The organism is Duganella sp. Leaf61 (genome assembly GCF_001421905.1).
GTDB classification, from domain to species: Bacteria; Pseudomonadota; Gammaproteobacteria; order Burkholderiales; family Burkholderiaceae_D; genus Rugamonas; species Rugamonas zoogloeoides.
Map to the genome: position 1 here is coordinate 679,687 of NZ_LMLM01000012.1, position 15,742 is coordinate 695,428.

Sequence of the window (15,742 nt, forward strand, 5' to 3'; positions counted from 1 at the left end):
GGGCAAATCCGCGCTCAACCGTGCAATCACGGCACGCCCATCTTGCCCGCAATGCCATCGCCCTCGGCTGTTGCCCTGGATTCGGCAAGTGACTTAGTCTAGCTATAGCCGGGCATTGCCCCGGCGACCCAGCTGTCTAACACTGAGGAAAAAAATGAAAAAGAAAATACTGGAGACCGTGATCCCGCTTGCCCTGGCGGCCATGTATGCGCCGGCGGCGCTGGCGCAGGAGGCTGTGCCGGCGCCGGCCAGCACCGCCAACGAGGCGGCCCCGCCGCCGGCCGACGGCAAAGTGGAAACCGTGGTTGTCACCGGTTTCCGCTCCAGCCTGCAAAAGGCGCTCAACCTGAAGGCCCAGGCCATCGGCGTGCGCGACTCGATCGTGGCCGAGGACATCGGCAAATTCCCCGAGGCGAACGTCGCCGAATCGCTGCAGCGCGTGCCGGGCGTGATCCTCAACCGCGACGAGTCGTCGGGCGAAGGCCAGCGCATCTCGATCCGCGGCCTGCCCACCGACTATTCCGTCACTACGCTGAACGGCGCGCCGGTCAACACCACGTCCACGTCCACCATCGGCAGCGCGGCGCGCGGCTTCAACTACGACGTGTTCGCGTCCGAACTGTTCGGCCGCGTGGACTTCTACAAGTCGCCGCTGGCCGAACTGACCGAGGGTGGCCTGGGCGGCGTGGTGGACCTGCAAACCCCGCGCCCGTTCGACAACCCCAAGCGCACCATCCGCTACGGCCTGACCGACACCTACAACACCAACTCCAAGAACCACGATCCGAACGGCTTCGCGCTGTACTCGAATACCTGGGACCAGGTGGGCTTTCTGGTCGGCGTGTCGCACTCGGGCAGCGTCAACACGCGCTCGGGCTTCGAGGCGACCGGCGGCTATAACAGCTCGTTCAACGGCAGCCAGAGCCCCGTCAAGGGCAACTTCGCATTAAAACTCGATTACGACGATCCGCGCGCCAACCTGTCGGGCTACACCCGCGAGCAGATCGACAAGGCCCTGCTGCCGCGCATCTACCGCTTCTACGGTTCGGAAAACGAGCGCACGCGTGATGGCCTGGTGTCGTCGCTGCAGTACAAGACGCCGACCGTGAACCTCAGCTTCGACACCATGTATTCAAAGCTGAAAAACACCCGCGAGGAAACCATCTTCGGCATCCTGGTGCGCAGCACCGCCACCACCAACCGCGCCCTGCCCGCCGGCGCCAACGGCAACAACGGCCTGATTCCGGTGAACGTCAAGATCGATCCGGCCACCAACCTGCTGACCGGCACCTTCGCCAACACCACCTACAACGCCGGCGCCATCTACACCAAGGATGAAACGGAGTTCGGCTACGGCGCTCTGAACGGCAGCTGGAAGGTCAGCGACAAGCTGACCTTGACCAGCCAGGCCAGCCTCAATCACAGCTCCGCCACCAGCGCCACCGGCCAGCTGGCCGGCTATATCTACGGCGCCCAATCGACCATCGACTACGGCGACGACCACGTGTATCCGTCGATCTCGTCGCCGACCAGTTACACCGATCCGAACAACTGGAGCGGCTTCACCATCGGCACCGGCTGGACCAAGGAAACCGACAAGGGCAAGCAGGCGCGCGTGGTCGCCGACTGGGACTACGACCTGCCCGGCGACTGGACCGGCCACCTGAAGGCGGGCCTGGTGTACGTCTCCACCGGCAAGGAAGTCAACAAGCGTAACGGCACCGCGCTGGCCACCGCGCAGCTCAATCGCATCGGTGCGGCCGGCCTGCGTAGCGGCATGACCAGCAACCTGCCGATCAGCAATCTGGATATAGGCAGCGGCTGGCCGAAATCCTGGAGCACCTGGGACAGCAACTACTTCTACAACAATTTCGATCCGAACACCTACAACCCGGCGTCCGCCTTCACGCCGTCGCAAAGCTTCGCGGCGGAAGAAAACGTCAAGACCGGCTTCGTCCAGTCCGACTTCAAGGGCAAGATCGGCGAACGCGAACTGCGCTTCAATGCCGGCGTGCGTTACTCGCAGACCGACACCAAGATCGATAACTTCAAGCAGCAAGGCACCAGCCTGGTCTATGGCCCCAACCACGAGCAGGGTTCGTACAGCAATGTGCTGCCGTCGCTCAGCGCCGCCTTCGACCTGACCGATACCCTGATGTGGCGCGCCTCGTGGGGCAAGACCATCACCCGCGCTTCGCTGTCGATCATCGCCGCGCAAACCGTGATCCCGAACCAGTTCGACAACTCGGCCACGTCGGGCAACCCCAACCTGCGCCCGCAACAGTCGAAAAACCTCGACACCGGCCTGGAATGGTATTTCAAGCCTGGCAGCCTGCTGTCGGCCGCGATCTTCCAGAAGGACCTGACCGACGCCACCGTCGCCAACACGCAGGTGGTCACCTTCGGTTCCCTCGGCCTGCCCGATACCGCGCTGGGACCGCTGTTCCAGGATGCGAGCGGCCGCGTAGACCCGAACCTGGCAATGACGCTGCGCAGCTACACCAACGCCGGCAAGCAAAAGCTCAAGGGCTACGAGCTGGCGTACCAGCAGGCCTTCAGCTTCCTGCCCAAGCCGTTCGACGGCATGGGCGCGCTGGCCAGCTACACCCATATCGATCCGTTCAACAGCGCCAAGTGGATCACCAACGGCGGCCGCGAGATCGAGGTCAACTCGGTGCCCAAGTACGCGTACAGCACCACGCTGTACTTCGAACAGGGGCCGCTGGCCGCGCGCATGTCCTATAACTACAAGGGCAAGTCGCTGCACGGCGATAACCCACGCAACAACGGCGACGACCTGATACGCTGGCGCGCCGGCCGTGGCTACCTCGATGCCAACATCAGCTACAAGATCAGCGAGAGCCTGGAGTTCCGCATCGATGCGCTCAACCTGTCCAACACGCTGGCCTACGATTACTTCGAGGACGCCAGCGGCCAGTACGGCAGCGGCAAGAAAACGCGGATGGACTATGCCAAGTATGATGGCCGCACCATCAAGTTCGGCATCCGGGGGAAACTGTGATCAGACGTTCGTTTATGACCGGCGCATTGGCCCTGCCAGTAGCGCTGGCACTGGCCGGCTGCGCCACCGGCAATGCCAATGCGCCGGCCGTGGGCACCTCCGAACAGGAGGTGGTTGCCATCATCACCAAGGTCAACGACTACTGGCAGGCGCGTGAAAAGCCGCAGCAGTGGGCGTTCTGGGATATCGCCGCCTACCACACGGGCAATATGGAGGCATACCAGATCACCGGCAATCCGCGCTACCGCCAGTATTCCGAGGACTGGGCCGTCCACAACGCCTGGCAGGGCGCCAAGTCCACCGACAGGAGCAAGTGGAAGTACCAGTACGGCGAGACCGACGAACACGTGCTGTTCGGCGACTGGCAGATCGCCTTCCAGACCTACGCCGACCTCTATCAGCTCGACGCGCAAAAAGATCCGCGCAAGATCGCCCGTGCGCGCGAGGTGATGGAATACCAGATGAGCACTGCGCAGAACGACTACTGGTGGTGGTCGGACGGCCTGTACATGGTGATGCCGGTGATGACCAAGCTGTATAACATCACCGGCAATCGCCTGTACCTGGACAAGCTGCACACGTACTTCGAGTATGCCAACAGCATCATGTACGATGCCGACGAAAAGCTGTACTACCGCGATGCGCGCTACGTGTACCCGAAACACAAGAGCGCCAACGGCAAGAAGGACTTCTGGTCGCGCGGCGACGGCTGGGTATTTGCCGGCCTGGCCAAGGTGCTGCAAGACCTGCCGCAGGACGATCCGCACCGCGCCGAATACGTCGCCAAGTACCGGGGCATGGCCGAAGCGCTGAAAAAAGCGCAAACGCCGGACGGCTACTGGACCCGCAGCCTGCTCGACGCCGCGCACGCGCCGGGCCCGGAAACCAGCGGCACCGCGTTCTTCGTCTATGGCTACCTGTGGGGCATCAACCACGGCGTGCTCGATCGCGACGAATACCTGCCGGTCGTCCGTAAAGGCTGGCATTACCTGTCCAAGGTTGCGCTGCAACCCGATGGCAAGATAGGCTATGTGCAGCCGATCGGCGAGCGGGCGATTCCGGGCCAGGTGGTGGACCAGAATTCGACCACGCCATTTGGCGTGGGGGCCTATCTGCTGGCGTCGTCGGAGATGGTCCGCCTGCTCAGAAAATAACACGGAGACACGATGGAACGACGTAATTTCATACAGTCGCTGGCTGCCGGTTCGGCCGGCGCCATGCTCGGGGTGGCGCAAATGGCCGGCGCCGCCACCAAGCCGGTACCAGCGACAGCGGCGGCGGCCAAGCCGGTGACGGACAAATCACGCGCCGAGCTGGCCGCACTGGCGCAGAAAATGAGCGAGCCGGTGCTGTCCAACATGGCTGCCGGCACGTTGAAAAAAAACTTCGCACTCGAAGTGAGCCCCACCTGGGATGGCCGCGACAAAGGCGTGGCCTACCTCGAATGCTTCGGCCGGCTGATCGCCGGCATCGCGCCGTGGCTGGCCCTGCCCGACGACGGCACGCCCGAAGGCCGCACCCGCAAGCGCCTGCAGCAAATGGCGCTGCAAAGCTATACCAACTCGGTCGATCCGACCAACCCCGACTACCTGCTGTGGAAGGGCCCGGGCCAGACCCTGGTTGATTCGGCCTACTTCACCAATGCGCTGATGCGCGCGCCAAAAGCGCTGTGGGAGCCGCTCGACGCCACCACCAAGGCGCGCATCATCGCCGAGATCAAGGCGCTGCGCCGCATCGAGCCGCCGTACATCAACTGGATGCTGTTCGCCGCCATGAACGAAGCGTGGCTGATGTCGATCGGCGAAGAATTCGATCCGCTGCGCATGAACGTGGCGATCCGCAAGATCAACGAGTGGTACGTGGGCGACGGCTGGATCAAGGACGGCGACGCCTTCCACTTCGACTACTACAACGCCTTCGTGATGCACCCGATGCTGGTCGAGATCCTCGATGTACTCGACGACAAAAAGGGCGCGTTCTGGAACGGCAAGCCCGAAGAGCTGCGCGCGCAGGCAGTCAAGCGCATGCAGCGCTTCAGCGAACACCTCGAACGCTTCATCGGTACTGACGGCAGCTTCCCGCCGATCGGCCGTTCGCTCACCTACCGCACGGCGGCGTTCCAGCCCCTCGCCCTGCTGGCGCTGCGCAAGCAGCTGCCGGTCAGCCTGCCCGAAGGCCAGGTGCGCGCCGCGCTGCAGGCGGTGCACAAGGCGATATGGACCGCGCCCGGCAATTTTACGAAAGACGGCTACCTGACCATCGGCTTCGTCGGCCACCAGCCCGAACTGGGCGACTGGTACTCCAACAACGGCAGCATGTACATCGCCTCGGCCAGCCTGCTGCCACTGGGCCTGGCGCCCACCGACACCTACTGGACCGCCCCCGCGCAGGACTGGACGCAGAAAAAGGCGTTCGCGGGCGCCCGCTTCCCCAAGGATTACCCGGTAAACTATTGAGATGACCACCTACACCCAGATCCCCTCCTCCCTTTCTTCTCCTGCCCGGCGCCGCGTGCTGCGCCGGGCAGCGGAACTCGGCGCCGTCGCCGGCGGCCTGCTGCTGCCGATGGCTGCCACCGTGCATGCTGCCGGTTCGCCGCGCTTTGCCATCACCGATACCGACTTCGTGCTCGACGGCCAGCGCCTGCAAATCCGCTGCGGCGAGATGCACTTCGCGCGCGTGCCGCGCGAATACTGGGGCCACCGCCTGAAAGCCATCAAGGCCATGGGCCTGAACACCGTGTGCGCCTACCTGTTCTGGAATTACCACGAATGGCGCGAGGGCAAATACGACTGGGAAGGCCAGCGCGACGCCGCCGAATTCTGCCGCCTGGCGCAGCAGGAAGGCCTGTGGGTGATTTTGCGACCCGGTCCGTACGCGTGCGCCGAGTGGGAAATGGGCGGTCTGCCATGGTGGCTGCTCAAGCACCCGGGCGACGCCTTCCTGCGCACCCGCGATGAAGGTTTCATGGCGCCGGCGCGGCGCTGGATGAAGGAAGTGGGCCGCGTGCTGGGCCAGCAGCAGATCACCCACGGCGGGCCGATCCTGATGGTGCAGGTCGAAAACGAATACGGCTTCTTCGGCGAAGACCTCGATTACATGCGCGCCATGCGCCAGGTGCTGCTCGACGGCGGCTTCGATGTGCCGCTATTCCAGTGTAATCCCACCAATGCCGTGGCCAAAACCCACATCCCCGAACTGTTCTCGGTGGCGAACTTCGGCAGCGATCCGGCGGCCGGCTTCAAGGCGCTGGACCAGGTACAAAAAGGGCCGCGCATGTGCGGCGAATACTATTCCGGCTGGTTCGACACCTGGGGCTCGCCGCACAAGCGCGGTCCCGCCGACCGCGCCGTGGCCGATATCCAGGCCATGCTCAAGGCGAACGGCTCGTTCAGCCTGTACATGGCGCACGGCGGCACGTCGTTCGGCCTGTGGGGCGGGTGCGACCGGCCGTTCCGGCCCGACACCAGCAGCTACGACTACGACGCGCCGATCAGCGAGGCAGGCTGGATGGGCGAAAAATTCGAGGCCTACCGCGCGGGCATGAAGCCGTACCTGCTGCCCGGCGAGACGCTGCCGCCGGCACCCAGGCACAACCCGGTCATCGCCGTCGCGCCGTTCTCGTTCAAGCAGTCGGCGTCGGTCTTCACGTCGCTGCCGCCAAAGGTGATCAAGGCCGTGTCGCCGCAGCCGCTCGAAACGTATGACATCAGCCGTGGCATCGTCTCGTACCGCATCACGCTGCCCGCCGGACCGGCTGGCACGCTGGAAGCGGCCAAGGTGCGCGACCTGGCATGGGTGTACCTGGACGGCAAGCTGGCCGGCACCATGGATACGCGCTACCGCCGCTTCAAGGTCGATCTGCCCGCGCGCAGCAAGCCGGTCACGCTCGAGATCCTGCTCTACACCATCGCCCGCGTCAACTTTGGCGTGGAAATCCACGACCGCAAGGGCATGCACGGCCCAGTCACGCTGGCCGGCCAGCCGCTGGAAAACTGGGATATCCGCGCCATCGATTTCGATGCCGACGCCGTGCTGCCACCGCTGGCCTGGAAAACCGGCCGCACCGCCGGCCCGGCCTTCTGGCGCGCCAGCTTCAACGTGGCCAGCACCGGCGACACCTTCCTCGACATGTCCACCTGGGGCCAGGGCATCGTGTGGGTCAACGGCCGCTGCCTGGGGCGCTACTGGAGCATCGGCCCCACGCAAACCATGTACCTGCCCGGCCCGTGGCTCAAGCGCGGCGCCAATGAAGTCGTGGTGCTGGATTTGACGGGCCCGCAGGTGGCGCGCAGCGCCGGCCTGAAAACCCCGGTACTCGACCAGTTGAAACCGGACCGCGACCTGCCACGGCCACCAAGCACCGCGCGCGCGCAGCTCGATGGCGTGAAACCGGTGCACGAGGGCGAGTTCCAGCGCGGCGCCGCGACGCAAGACGTCAAGTTTGCACAGCCTGCCACCGGCCGCCAGTTCTGCCTCGAGTCGCTCGACGCCTTCGATGGCAAGCAGTTCGCCGCGATTGCCGAACTGGCGCTGCTGGGCTCCGACGGCAAAACCCTCAACCAGTCCAACTGGACCATCGCCTTTGTCGATAGCGAGGAAGTGAGCAAGGAAGACGGCGGTGCGCTGAACGCCATCAATGGCCAGAACACCGACCACTGGCACACGTCGTACAGCGGCAACGGTCTTGCCAACACCAGCACCACCGGCCACCCGCACCGCATCATCATCGACCTGGGCAAAACCGATACCGTGGCCGGCATGCGCTACACGCCGCGCCAGGGTCCGGAGGGAGTCACGGGCCGCATCCGCCACTACCGCGCCTACGTGGGCGACAGGTTGGTAGTGGATCGCTAGCCACAGAGCGGCGCCCGGAATTTGACACCGGTGCGCCGGTCGGGTAATCATCGCACATGATGATTGCCCGTTCCTTCCGCCGGGGGCAGCCGGGGTGGCTGGTTTGCCTGCTGCTGCCCCTGTTCCACTTCGCCACCGTCAAGCTGACGTTCTTTTGCGCCGTCACGCCGGAAAACGCGGTGGTAGTGTGGCTGCCCAACGCCGTGCTGCTGGCGGCGCTGCTGCGCTTTCGCGGCCGCCGCGCGCCGCTGCTGTGCACCCTCACCTACATCTCCGACGTACTGGCCAACCTGAATGCCTTCAGCTGGCAGATGGCAATGCTGCTCAGCGCCGTCAACCAGCTCGAGATCCTCACCACATACGGCCTCATGCGACGCTACAACGCCTCGCCGCGCCTGCAGCGGTTACAGGATTTCATCAAATTCTTCGTGGCCGGCCCGGTGTTTGCCGCCATGCTGGCGGGGCTGGCCGCCGCGCTGGTGTTGCAGCAGTATGGCTCGGCCACGCCCTACTTTACGCTGGCGCGCCTGTGGTGGTTCGGCGACGGCCTGGGCTTGCTGATCTACACGCCGCTGTTGCTGGCCTTCTCCGGCCGCCAGCACCAGCGGCTGCGCCTGACGCGCTTTGACGACGCCATCCTGGCCGGCACCCTGCTGCTGGCGGGGGCCGTGCTGTCAGCCCACGGTGGCGAAATCGACGGCGTATCGGTCACGCCCACGCTGCTGCTGCCGGCGGCCGCCGTCATCGCCTTCCGCTTCGGCGTGCGTTTAACGTCCCTGTTCGTGGCGCTGGTGTCGCTGTCTGCCGCGATGATGATGACCACCGGCTTGCGGCCGTTTGGCGACGTGCCGGTGCACCTGGAAGTGGTGCGGGCGCAGGAATTCATTCTCACTCTGTCGATGATCGGCATCGGCTTCGCGGTGCTGATCAGCGAACTGCAAGCGCGCGAGCGCGAGCTGGAACGCCGGGTGCGCGAACGCACGCGCGAGCTGGAACGGTCGAACCGCCGCCTCACCGCCATGAACGCCACCGACGGCCTGACCGGCATCGCCAACCGCCGCCACTTCGACGAGACCCTGGCAGCCGAGTGGAGCCGCGCACGGCGCAACGGCCAACAGCTCACGCTGGCGATGCTGGACGTGGACTATTTCAAACAGTACAACGATCATTACGGCCACCAGGCCGGCGACAACGTGCTGCGCCAGGTGGCGGCCGAACTGACCAGGCGCGGGCGCCGCGCCGGCGACCTGGTGGCGCGCTACGGCGGCGAGGAATTTGCCATCATCGCCCAGGCCGGCGGCGAGGAGCACGCGCTGGCGATGGCGGACCAGATCTGCCAGGCGATCGCCAGCCTGAAACTGACGCACCCGCACTCCCCGTTCGGGGTGCTGACGGTGAGCCTGGGCGTGGCGGTAACCATCCCGGGCGACCAGGACTCCGTCGTCGACTTCCTCAGGACCGCCGACACGGCGCTGTACCGCGCCAAGCAGCTGGGGCGCAACCGGGTGGAGCTGGCAGACATGACCTCTACGGCAAATTAAGCTGGCGAAATTGCGTCGGCGTAAACCCGGTTGTGGCTTTGAACTGGCGCGTAAACGCCGAATGATCGCCATACCCGCACGCCTGCGCGATCTCCGCCACGCTGGCCTCCCCCGCCAGCAGCCGCGAGGCGGCTTCCACCCGGGTCTTGATGATCATCTGGCGCGGCGTGATGTGGAAGATGCGCAGGAAGTACCGCTCGATCTGCGCCACCGACATGTGGGCAGTGCGCGCCAGCGCCGCCAGCGGCAGCGGTTCGCCATATGCTTCCTGGATCAGGTTCACCGCCGCCGCCACCTTGCGGTAGGCGGGATTTTTCTTGTCCGCCATCGCCAGGTCGCGCGAGATGCCGGTCAGCCCCACGATGCGGCCCGCCGCGTCGCGCAAGGCGGTCTTGCGGGTGAGGCACCAGCCGGGATCGCGGCTCGGGTACAGGTGCAGCTCCAGCTGGTCTTCGATGTTGTTGCCGCCGGCCAGCACCGCCTGGTCCTGCGCCAGAAAGGTCTGGCCGAACGGCGCCCGGAACAGCTCATCGGCCGAGCGCCCCAGCAGCGCCGACTTGTGCCGCTGGCCGCAACGCTGGACCAGCGTCTGGTTGACCACTACGTAGCGTCCGCGTTCATCCTTGACGAAAAATACCACGTCGGGCAGCGCGTCGAACAGCGCCTCGGCAAAGAACGGATCGGCGATTGCGCCAGCGACCATGCGGCGTGCGGCGTCATGGGACCGGTTTTCGATGTCGTGATTGTGCATGGTGCCGATTGTGCCAGCAACGCATTGCGCCGTCGCGACAATTTTATCGGTTGTGCAGATTTCGTCATCCATCATGCTTAGCCGGTGCAAGACAGCGGGCTCCCGCAAGCCTACCATCGCGGCATGAAACTCATCTCCATCATCGATTCCCACACCGGCGGCGAGCCGACCCGCCTGATCACCGCCGGCGGTCCGCCGCTGGGCGCCGGCCCCCTCGACGAACGCCTGGCGCGCTTCCGGCAGGACCACGACAAGTTCCGTACGGCGGTGGTGTGCGAGCCGCGCGGCTCCGACGTGCTGGTAGGCGCGCTGCTGTGCGAACCGCATGCGCCCGACTGCGTGGCCGGCGTGATCTTCTTTAACAACGTCGGCTACCTGGGCATGTGCGGCCACGGCGCCATCGGCCTGGTGGCGTCGCTTGCCTTCATGGGCCGCATCGGCGCCGGCCGCCACCGCATCGACACGCCGGCCGGCGTGGTGGAAGCGGTCCTGCACGACGATGGCAGCGTCACCATCGAGAACGTGCCAGCGCGCCGTACCCGTCATGCGGTCACGGTCGACGTGCCGGGCCACGGTGCCGTCACTGGCGATGTTGCCTACGGCGGCAACTGGTTCTTCCTGGTCGATGGTCATGGCCAGGACATCAGCCTCGCCAACGTCGAACATTTGACCAGCTACAGCGTGGCCGTGGGCGCCGCCCTGGCCCAGGCCGGCATTACCGGCGACCACGGCGCGGTGATCGACCATATCGAACTGTTCGGCCCCTCGCGCACCGGCGCCGACAGCCAGAGTTTCGTGCTGTGCCCCGGCAAGGCCTACGACCGCTCGCCGTGCGGCACCGGCACCAGCGCCAAGCTGGCCTGCCTGGCGGCCGATGGCAAGCTGGCCGAGGGCGACCTGTGGCAGCAGGAAAGCGTGATCGGCAGCGTGTTCGAAGCGTCGTACCGCTACCGCGACGGCAACCTGGTGCCGTCGATCCGGGGCCGCGCCTGGGTCACGTCGCAGGCGCACCTGGTGCTCGACCCCGACGATCCTTACGCCTGGGGCATTCGTTGAATGCTGTCGATGCGATCGTCATCGGCGCCGGCATCGTGGGCGCCGCCTGTGCGGATGCGCTGAGCGAGCGCGGGCTGCGGGTGGCGGTCATCGAGCATGACACGGCCGGCGGCGGCGCCACCGCTGCCGGCATGGGCCACCTGGTGGTCATGGACGACAACCTGGCCGAGCTGGCGCTTACGTCCTACTCGGTGGCGCTATGGCGCGAGCTGGTGGGTGAACGCCCGCACCGCCACGAATACAGCAACTGCGGCACCATCTGGGTGGCTGCCGACGAAGAGGAACTCGCCGCTGCGCGCACCAAGGCGCACACCTTATCGACCTTCAACCTCGCCTGCACGATGCTGTCGCCGGCCGAGCTGTACGCGCGCGAACCGCAGTTGCGTCCTGGCCTGGCCGGTGGCTTGCTGGTGGCCGGCGACGGCCTGGTCTATGCGCCGAAAAGCACCCGCATCCTGCTCGACCGCGCCATGCGCCGCGGCGCCGTCACCCGCCGCACGCGCGTGACGGCCATCGAGGACCACGCGGTGGTGCTGGACGACGGCGCCCGCATTGAGGCGCAACACATCGTGCTGGCGGCCGGCACCGGTTCGCGCGCGCTGCTGCCGGAGCTGCCGGTGCAACCGAAAAAGGGCCACCTGGCCATCACCGACCGCTATCCCGGTTTCGTGCGGCACCAGCTGGTGGAGCTGGGCTACATCAAGAGCGCGCACGCATCCAGCGGCGACTCGGTAGCCTTCAACCTGCAGCCACGGCCCACGGGCCAGATCCTGATCGGCTCCTCGCGCCAGTTCGACACCGTCGATCCGGCCGTGGAGCCGGCCATGCTGGCGCGCATGCTGCGCCATGCCGCCACCCTGACGCCGGCGCTGGCCGAACTCAATGTACTGCGCTGCTGGACCGGCCTGCGCGCTGCCACGCCGGACGGCCTGCCGCTGATCGGCCCCTCCGGTGCGCGGCGCGGCCTGTGGCTGGCCACCGGCCACGAAGGGCTCGGCATCACCACCGCGCTGGCCACGGCGCAGCTGCTGGCGGCGCAAATGCAGGGCGAAAGTTCAGTCATTCCCTACCACCCCTATCTGCCGCACCGCTTCCAATGACCGCCACTACCCTTGACCTGACGATCGACGCGCGCACCATCCACGTGCCGGCCGGCGTGACCGTGGCTGCCGCCATTGCGCTGGCGTGCGACGGCGTGGCGCTTACCCGGCGCGCGGTGGGTGGCGCGGCGCGCGCGCCCTTGTGCGGCATGGGCGTGTGCCACGAATGCCGCGTGACCATCGACGGCCGCACCCACCAGTTGTCGTGCCAGACGCTGTGCGCGCCCGGCATGCGGGTGCAAACCCTGGGAGGCGCGACATGAAGTATTTCGACATCGTGGTGGTGGGCGCCGGGCCGGCCGGACTGGCCGCTGCAAACGCGGCGGCGGGCGGCGGCGGTTCGGTGGCGATTGTCGATGACAACCCGGTTGCCGGCGGCCAGATCTGGCGCGGCGGTCCGCAGCAGCAAAGCGACACCCGGGCCGGCGCCATGTGGGCGGCCTTGCAGGCGGCGCCCAGCGTCAGCTTCCTGCCGCACACGCGGGTGCTGTACGCGCCCGCGCCCGGCCAGTTGCAGGTGCAGACGGCCGCTGCTGCAGGTTCGGCTGGTTCAGCAACTACCCTGCACTTCAATCACCTGATCATCGCCACCGGCGCGCGCGAACGCTTGCTGCCCTTCCCCGGCTGGACCCTGCCCGGCGTGACCGGCGCCGGCGGCCTGCAGGCGCTGGTCAAGGGCGGCTACCCGGTAGCCGGCAAACGGGTGGTGGTGGCCGGCACCGGCCCGCTGCTGCTGGCGGTGGCGGCCACGCTGAGGGAACGCGGCGCCCATGTCGTCGCCATCGTCGAGCAGGCGCCCTTGCCGGCGCTGGCGCGCTTCGCCGGCGGCCTGGCAGCCACCCCGGCCAAGGCGGCGCAGGCGCTGCGCCTGTTCGCGCAATTGCGCGGCATTGCCTATGTGCGCCACAGCCACGTGGTATCGGCACGTAGCAACGCAGCAGGCGTACTGGATGCGGTGCGGGTACAACGGGGAAAGAGCGGTACAGAAAAGGTATTCGACTGCGACTACCTGGCCTGCGGCTACGGCTTGCTGCCCAACCTGGAGCTGGCGCAGGCGCTCGGCTGCGCCACCACTGTGCACGACGGCCAGACCGTGGTGCAGACCGGCAGCTGGCAGCAAACCGATGTTCCCGGCGTGTACTGCGCCGGTGAAGGCACCGGCATCGGCGGCGTGGACCTGGCGCTGGTGGAAGGCCGCATCGCCGGCCTGGCCGCCAGCGGCCAGACCCAGCGCATGCAAACGGCGCTCGACGAGCGCGCCCGCTGGAAAAAATTCGCCGCCCGCCTGGCGCGCGGTTTTGCGCTGCGCCCCGAGCTGGCCACGCTGGCGGCCGACGACACCATCGTCTGCCGCTGCGAGGATGTACCGCATGGAGAATTACGCGCGCATACCAGCTGGCGCAGCGCCAAGCTGCAAACCCGTTGCGGCATGGGCCCATGCCAGGGCCGCATCTGCGGCGGCGCGACCGAGGTACTGTATGGCTGGCGGCCGGATGCAGTGCGCATGCCGATCGCGCCGGCGCGCATCGAGACCTTGATTGCTACTGCCGGCGTTTGATGCGGTAGTACAGCGCCAGCGCACCGGCGCCCGCCGCACTGACCACGATGGTGGCGCCGGCAAACAGCGCCGCCGGATTGCGCATGCCCAGCAAGTCGGCAGTAAATGCCAGCGATACCGTGGCTAGCAACTGCGCCGGCATCATGAAGCGCAGCTGGCGAAACGAGTACGGGTCGCCGCGCAGCCACTGCCGGCGCGCCACGTACAGCACCGGTCCCCACTGAACGATGATGAAGATTAGCGTTGCCAGGATGATCAGCACCAGCCTCATTTTGGATGGAAGGCGCGTACCTTGGTCAACAGACGCGTGGTGGAGCGGTCATGTTCGAAGTCGATCGCCACGGCCCGGCCGCCGTAGGCCAGCACTGCCTGCCCTTCGGGAATCGCATCCATTTGATAGTCGCCGCCCTTGGCGTAGATATCGGGACGCGCCTGCTGCACCACTTCGAGCGCCGTGTCTTCGTCGAAGTCCACCACCAGGCTCACCGACTCCAGTGCGGCCAGCAGCGCCATGCGGTCGGCGCAGCTGTTGAGCGGGCGGTCGTCGCCCTTGCCCAGGCGCTTGACCGAGGCGTCGGTATTGGCCGCCACCACCAGCGAGGCGCCCAGTGCGCGCGCCTGCGCCAGGTACGTGACGTGGCCGCGATGGAGGATGTCGAAGACGCCGTTGGTCAGCACCACCGGCTTGGGCAGCGCCGCCACGCGGGCCGCCAGTTGGTCGCGGGTGCAGATTTTCTGTTCGAAGTCGGGCATGGCAGTCATCTCGGCTAGAATGGCTTGGTTGTTAGTGGTTGAAAATGGTTGTATTGGTTGTTCCTGCTTGGGACGCTATTATTGCATCCCCCCATCGCCTGTGTTCAAATACCTCACATGACACTGACCGAACTGAAATATATTGTCGCCGTCGCAAGAGCGAAACACTTCGGCCACGCGGCCGAAGCCTGCTACGTTGCACAGCCCACGCTGTCGGTCGCCATCAAGAAGCTCGAGGATGAACTGGGCGTGGTGCTGTTCGAACGCGGTGGCGCCGAGATCTCGGTCACGCCGCTGGGCGCGCAAATCATCGCCCAGGCCGAGCTGGTGCTCGAACAGACCGCCGCCATCAAGGAACTGGCAAAACAGAACAAGGATCCGCTGGCCGGCCCGCTGCGTCTCGGCGTGATCTACACCATCGGCCCGTACCTGCTGCCGCCGCTGGTAAAAGGCATGATCGACAAGGTGCCGCAGATGCCCCTGATCCTGCAGGAGAATTTTACGGTGCGCCTGCTCGAGATGCTGCGCCAGGGCGAGCTCGATGCCGCCATCATGGCGCTGCCGCTGCCCGACCACGGCATGACCATGCAGGCGCTGTACGACGAACCGTTCGTGGTGGCCATGCCGGCCCACCACCCGTGGACCAAGCGCCGCGCCATTCCCGCCAACGACCTCAAATCCGAAAACATGCTCTTGCTCGGCAACGGTCACTGCTTCCGCGACCAGGTGCTGGAAGTGTGCCCGGAAATGGCGCGCTTCTCCACGCCCGGCAACGGCATGCAGCGCACGTTCGAGGGCTCGTCGCTGGAAACCATCCGCCACATGGTCTCAAGCGGCATCGGCCTGACCGTGCTGCCGCGCGCCTCGGTGCCGGACATGAACGCCAACGACGGCATGCTGCAGTTCCGTCCTTTCGAAACGCCGGCGCCGTCGCGCCGCGTGGTCATTGTCTGGCGCAAGAGTTTTACCCGCAAGGCGGCCATCGACGCCGTGTGCGACGTGGTTGCCGCGTGCAACCTGCCCGGCATTACCAACCTGTGCGAAGAGCCTTGACACGATATTTGCGATAATGGCGGCCTTACTGTTATTTCACCGTCGCCGACA

Annotated in this window: 13 protein-coding genes; 10 read left to right on the forward strand and 3 right to left on the reverse strand. The window is 66.0% G+C overall.

Going from position 1 to position 15,742, the window contains the following annotated elements:
• Window positions 1–154: 154 nt before the first annotated feature.
• The 5 genes from ASF04_RS11905 to ASF04_RS11925 are packed head-to-tail and all read left to right on the forward strand — an operon-like array spanning window position 155 to window position 9,420.
• On the forward strand, window positions 155–3,022 hold the full coding sequence (locus ASF04_RS11905) for a TonB-dependent receptor (protein ID WP_056141534.1): 2,868 nt from the start codon (window positions 155–157) through the stop codon (window positions 3,020–3,022).
• Window positions 3,023–3,036: 14 nt separating this feature from the next.
• The gene (locus ASF04_RS11910; protein WP_082488711.1) at window positions 3,037–4,176 is read left to right on the forward strand and encodes a glycoside hydrolase family 88 protein; all 1,140 of its coding nucleotides are present in this window, start codon (window positions 3,037–3,039) and stop codon (window positions 4,174–4,176) included.
• Window positions 4,177–4,188: 12 nt separating this feature from the next.
• A complete protein-coding gene (locus tag ASF04_RS11915) occupies window positions 4,189–5,478 on the forward strand; it encodes a DUF2264 domain-containing protein (protein WP_056141537.1) in 1,290 nt (429 codons plus the stop codon).
• Between the two features lies 1 nt (window position 5,479).
• Window positions 5,480–7,879 carry a beta-galactosidase gene (locus ASF04_RS11920; RefSeq protein WP_056141540.1) on the forward strand — a complete coding sequence of 800 codons (2,400 nt, stop codon included), beginning with the start codon at window positions 5,480–5,482 and terminating at the stop codon, window positions 7,877–7,879.
• A gap of 56 nt (window positions 7,880–7,935) precedes the next feature.
• Entirely contained in the window at window positions 7,936–9,420 is a 1,485-nt protein-coding gene (locus tag ASF04_RS11925) for a diguanylate cyclase (protein ID WP_229205025.1), read from the forward strand.
• Here ASF04_RS11925 and ASF04_RS11930 read toward each other — a convergent pair.
• A complete protein-coding gene (locus ASF04_RS11930) occupies window positions 9,407–10,246 on the reverse strand; it encodes an AraC family transcriptional regulator (protein ID WP_082488712.1) in 840 nt (279 codons plus the stop codon). The two genes, ASF04_RS11925 and ASF04_RS11930, sit on opposite strands and share 14 nt — an antisense overlap.
• A 48-nt stretch (window positions 10,247–10,294) precedes the next feature.
• Between ASF04_RS11930 and ASF04_RS11935 the strand changes: the two genes are divergently transcribed.
• The 4 genes from ASF04_RS11935 to ASF04_RS11950 are packed head-to-tail and all read left to right on the forward strand — an operon-like array spanning window position 10,295 to window position 13,885.
• A complete protein-coding gene (locus tag ASF04_RS11935) occupies window positions 10,295–11,227 on the forward strand; it encodes a 4-hydroxyproline epimerase (RefSeq protein ID WP_056141543.1) in 933 nt (310 codons plus the stop codon).
• Window positions 11,224–12,327, forward strand: coding sequence for an FAD-binding oxidoreductase (locus ASF04_RS11940; protein WP_082488713.1), 1,104 nt, complete (start codon window positions 11,224–11,226; stop codon window positions 12,325–12,327). Before ASF04_RS11935 ends, ASF04_RS11940 begins: the two co-directional genes overlap by 4 nt.
• Window positions 12,324–12,590, forward strand: coding sequence for a (2Fe-2S)-binding protein (locus ASF04_RS11945; protein WP_056141547.1), 267 nt, complete (start codon window positions 12,324–12,326; stop codon window positions 12,588–12,590). The genes ASF04_RS11940 and ASF04_RS11945 overlap by 4 nt, the downstream gene beginning before the upstream one ends.
• Window positions 12,587–13,885, forward strand: a complete 1,299-nt coding sequence (locus tag ASF04_RS11950; RefSeq protein WP_056141551.1) for an FAD/NAD(P)-binding oxidoreductase — start codon at window positions 12,587–12,589, stop codon at window positions 13,883–13,885. Before ASF04_RS11945 ends, ASF04_RS11950 begins: the two co-directional genes overlap by 4 nt.
• Here the strand turns inward: ASF04_RS11950 and ASF04_RS11955 are convergent.
• Entirely contained in the window at window positions 13,869–14,156 is a 288-nt protein-coding gene (locus ASF04_RS11955) for a hypothetical protein (protein ID WP_056141554.1), read from the reverse strand. The genes ASF04_RS11950 and ASF04_RS11955 overlap by 17 nt on opposite strands.
• Complete coding sequence (gene rfaE2, locus ASF04_RS11960; protein WP_056142022.1) at window positions 14,153–14,638, reverse strand: D-glycero-beta-D-manno-heptose 1-phosphate adenylyltransferase; 486 nt, start codon at window positions 14,636–14,638, stop codon at window positions 14,153–14,155. The genes ASF04_RS11955 and rfaE2 overlap by 4 nt, the downstream gene beginning before the upstream one ends.
• Window positions 14,639–14,755: 117 nt before the next feature.
• Between rfaE2 and ASF04_RS11965 the strand changes: the two genes are divergently transcribed.
• Window positions 14,756–15,691: a hydrogen peroxide-inducible genes activator gene (locus ASF04_RS11965; protein ID WP_056141557.1), complete on the forward strand. Its 936-nt coding sequence runs from the start codon at window positions 14,756–14,758 to the stop codon at window positions 15,689–15,691.
• Window positions 15,692–15,742: the final 51 nt, after the last annotated feature.

Coding starts and splice junctions, on each gene's coding strand:
- ASF04_RS11910 (WP_082488711.1), top strand. CDS start 3,037: ATGACCGGCGCATTGGCCCTGCCAGTAGCGCTGGCACTGGCCGGCTGC.
- ASF04_RS11905 (WP_056141534.1), top strand. CDS start 155: ATGAAAAAGAAAATACTGGAGACCGTGATCCCGCTTGCCCTGGCGGCC.
- ASF04_RS11935 (WP_056141543.1), top strand. CDS start 10,295: ATGAAACTCATCTCCATCATCGATTCCCACACCGGCGGCGAGCCGACC.
- ASF04_RS11950 (WP_056141551.1), top strand. CDS start 12,587: ATGAAGTATTTCGACATCGTGGTGGTGGGCGCCGGGCCGGCCGGACTG.
- ASF04_RS11955 (WP_056141554.1), bottom strand. CDS start 14,156: ATGAGGCTGGTGCTGATCATCCTGGCAACGCTAATCTTCATCATCGTT.
- ASF04_RS11915 (WP_056141537.1), top strand. CDS start 4,189: ATGGAACGACGTAATTTCATACAGTCGCTGGCTGCCGGTTCGGCCGGC.
- ASF04_RS11920 (WP_056141540.1), top strand. CDS start 5,480: ATGACCACCTACACCCAGATCCCCTCCTCCCTTTCTTCTCCTGCCCGG.
- ASF04_RS11965 (WP_056141557.1), top strand. CDS start 14,756: ATGACACTGACCGAACTGAAATATATTGTCGCCGTCGCAAGAGCGAAA.
- ASF04_RS11945 (WP_056141547.1), top strand. CDS start 12,324: ATGACCGCCACTACCCTTGACCTGACGATCGACGCGCGCACCATCCAC.
- rfaE2 (WP_056142022.1), bottom strand. CDS start 14,638: ATGCCCGACTTCGAACAGAAAATCTGCACCCGCGACCAACTGGCGGCC.
- ASF04_RS11930 (WP_082488712.1), bottom strand. CDS start 10,246: ATGATGGATGACGAAATCTGCACAACCGATAAAATTGTCGCGACGGCG.
- ASF04_RS11925 (WP_229205025.1), top strand. CDS start 7,936: ATGATGATTGCCCGTTCCTTCCGCCGGGGGCAGCCGGGGTGGCTGGTT.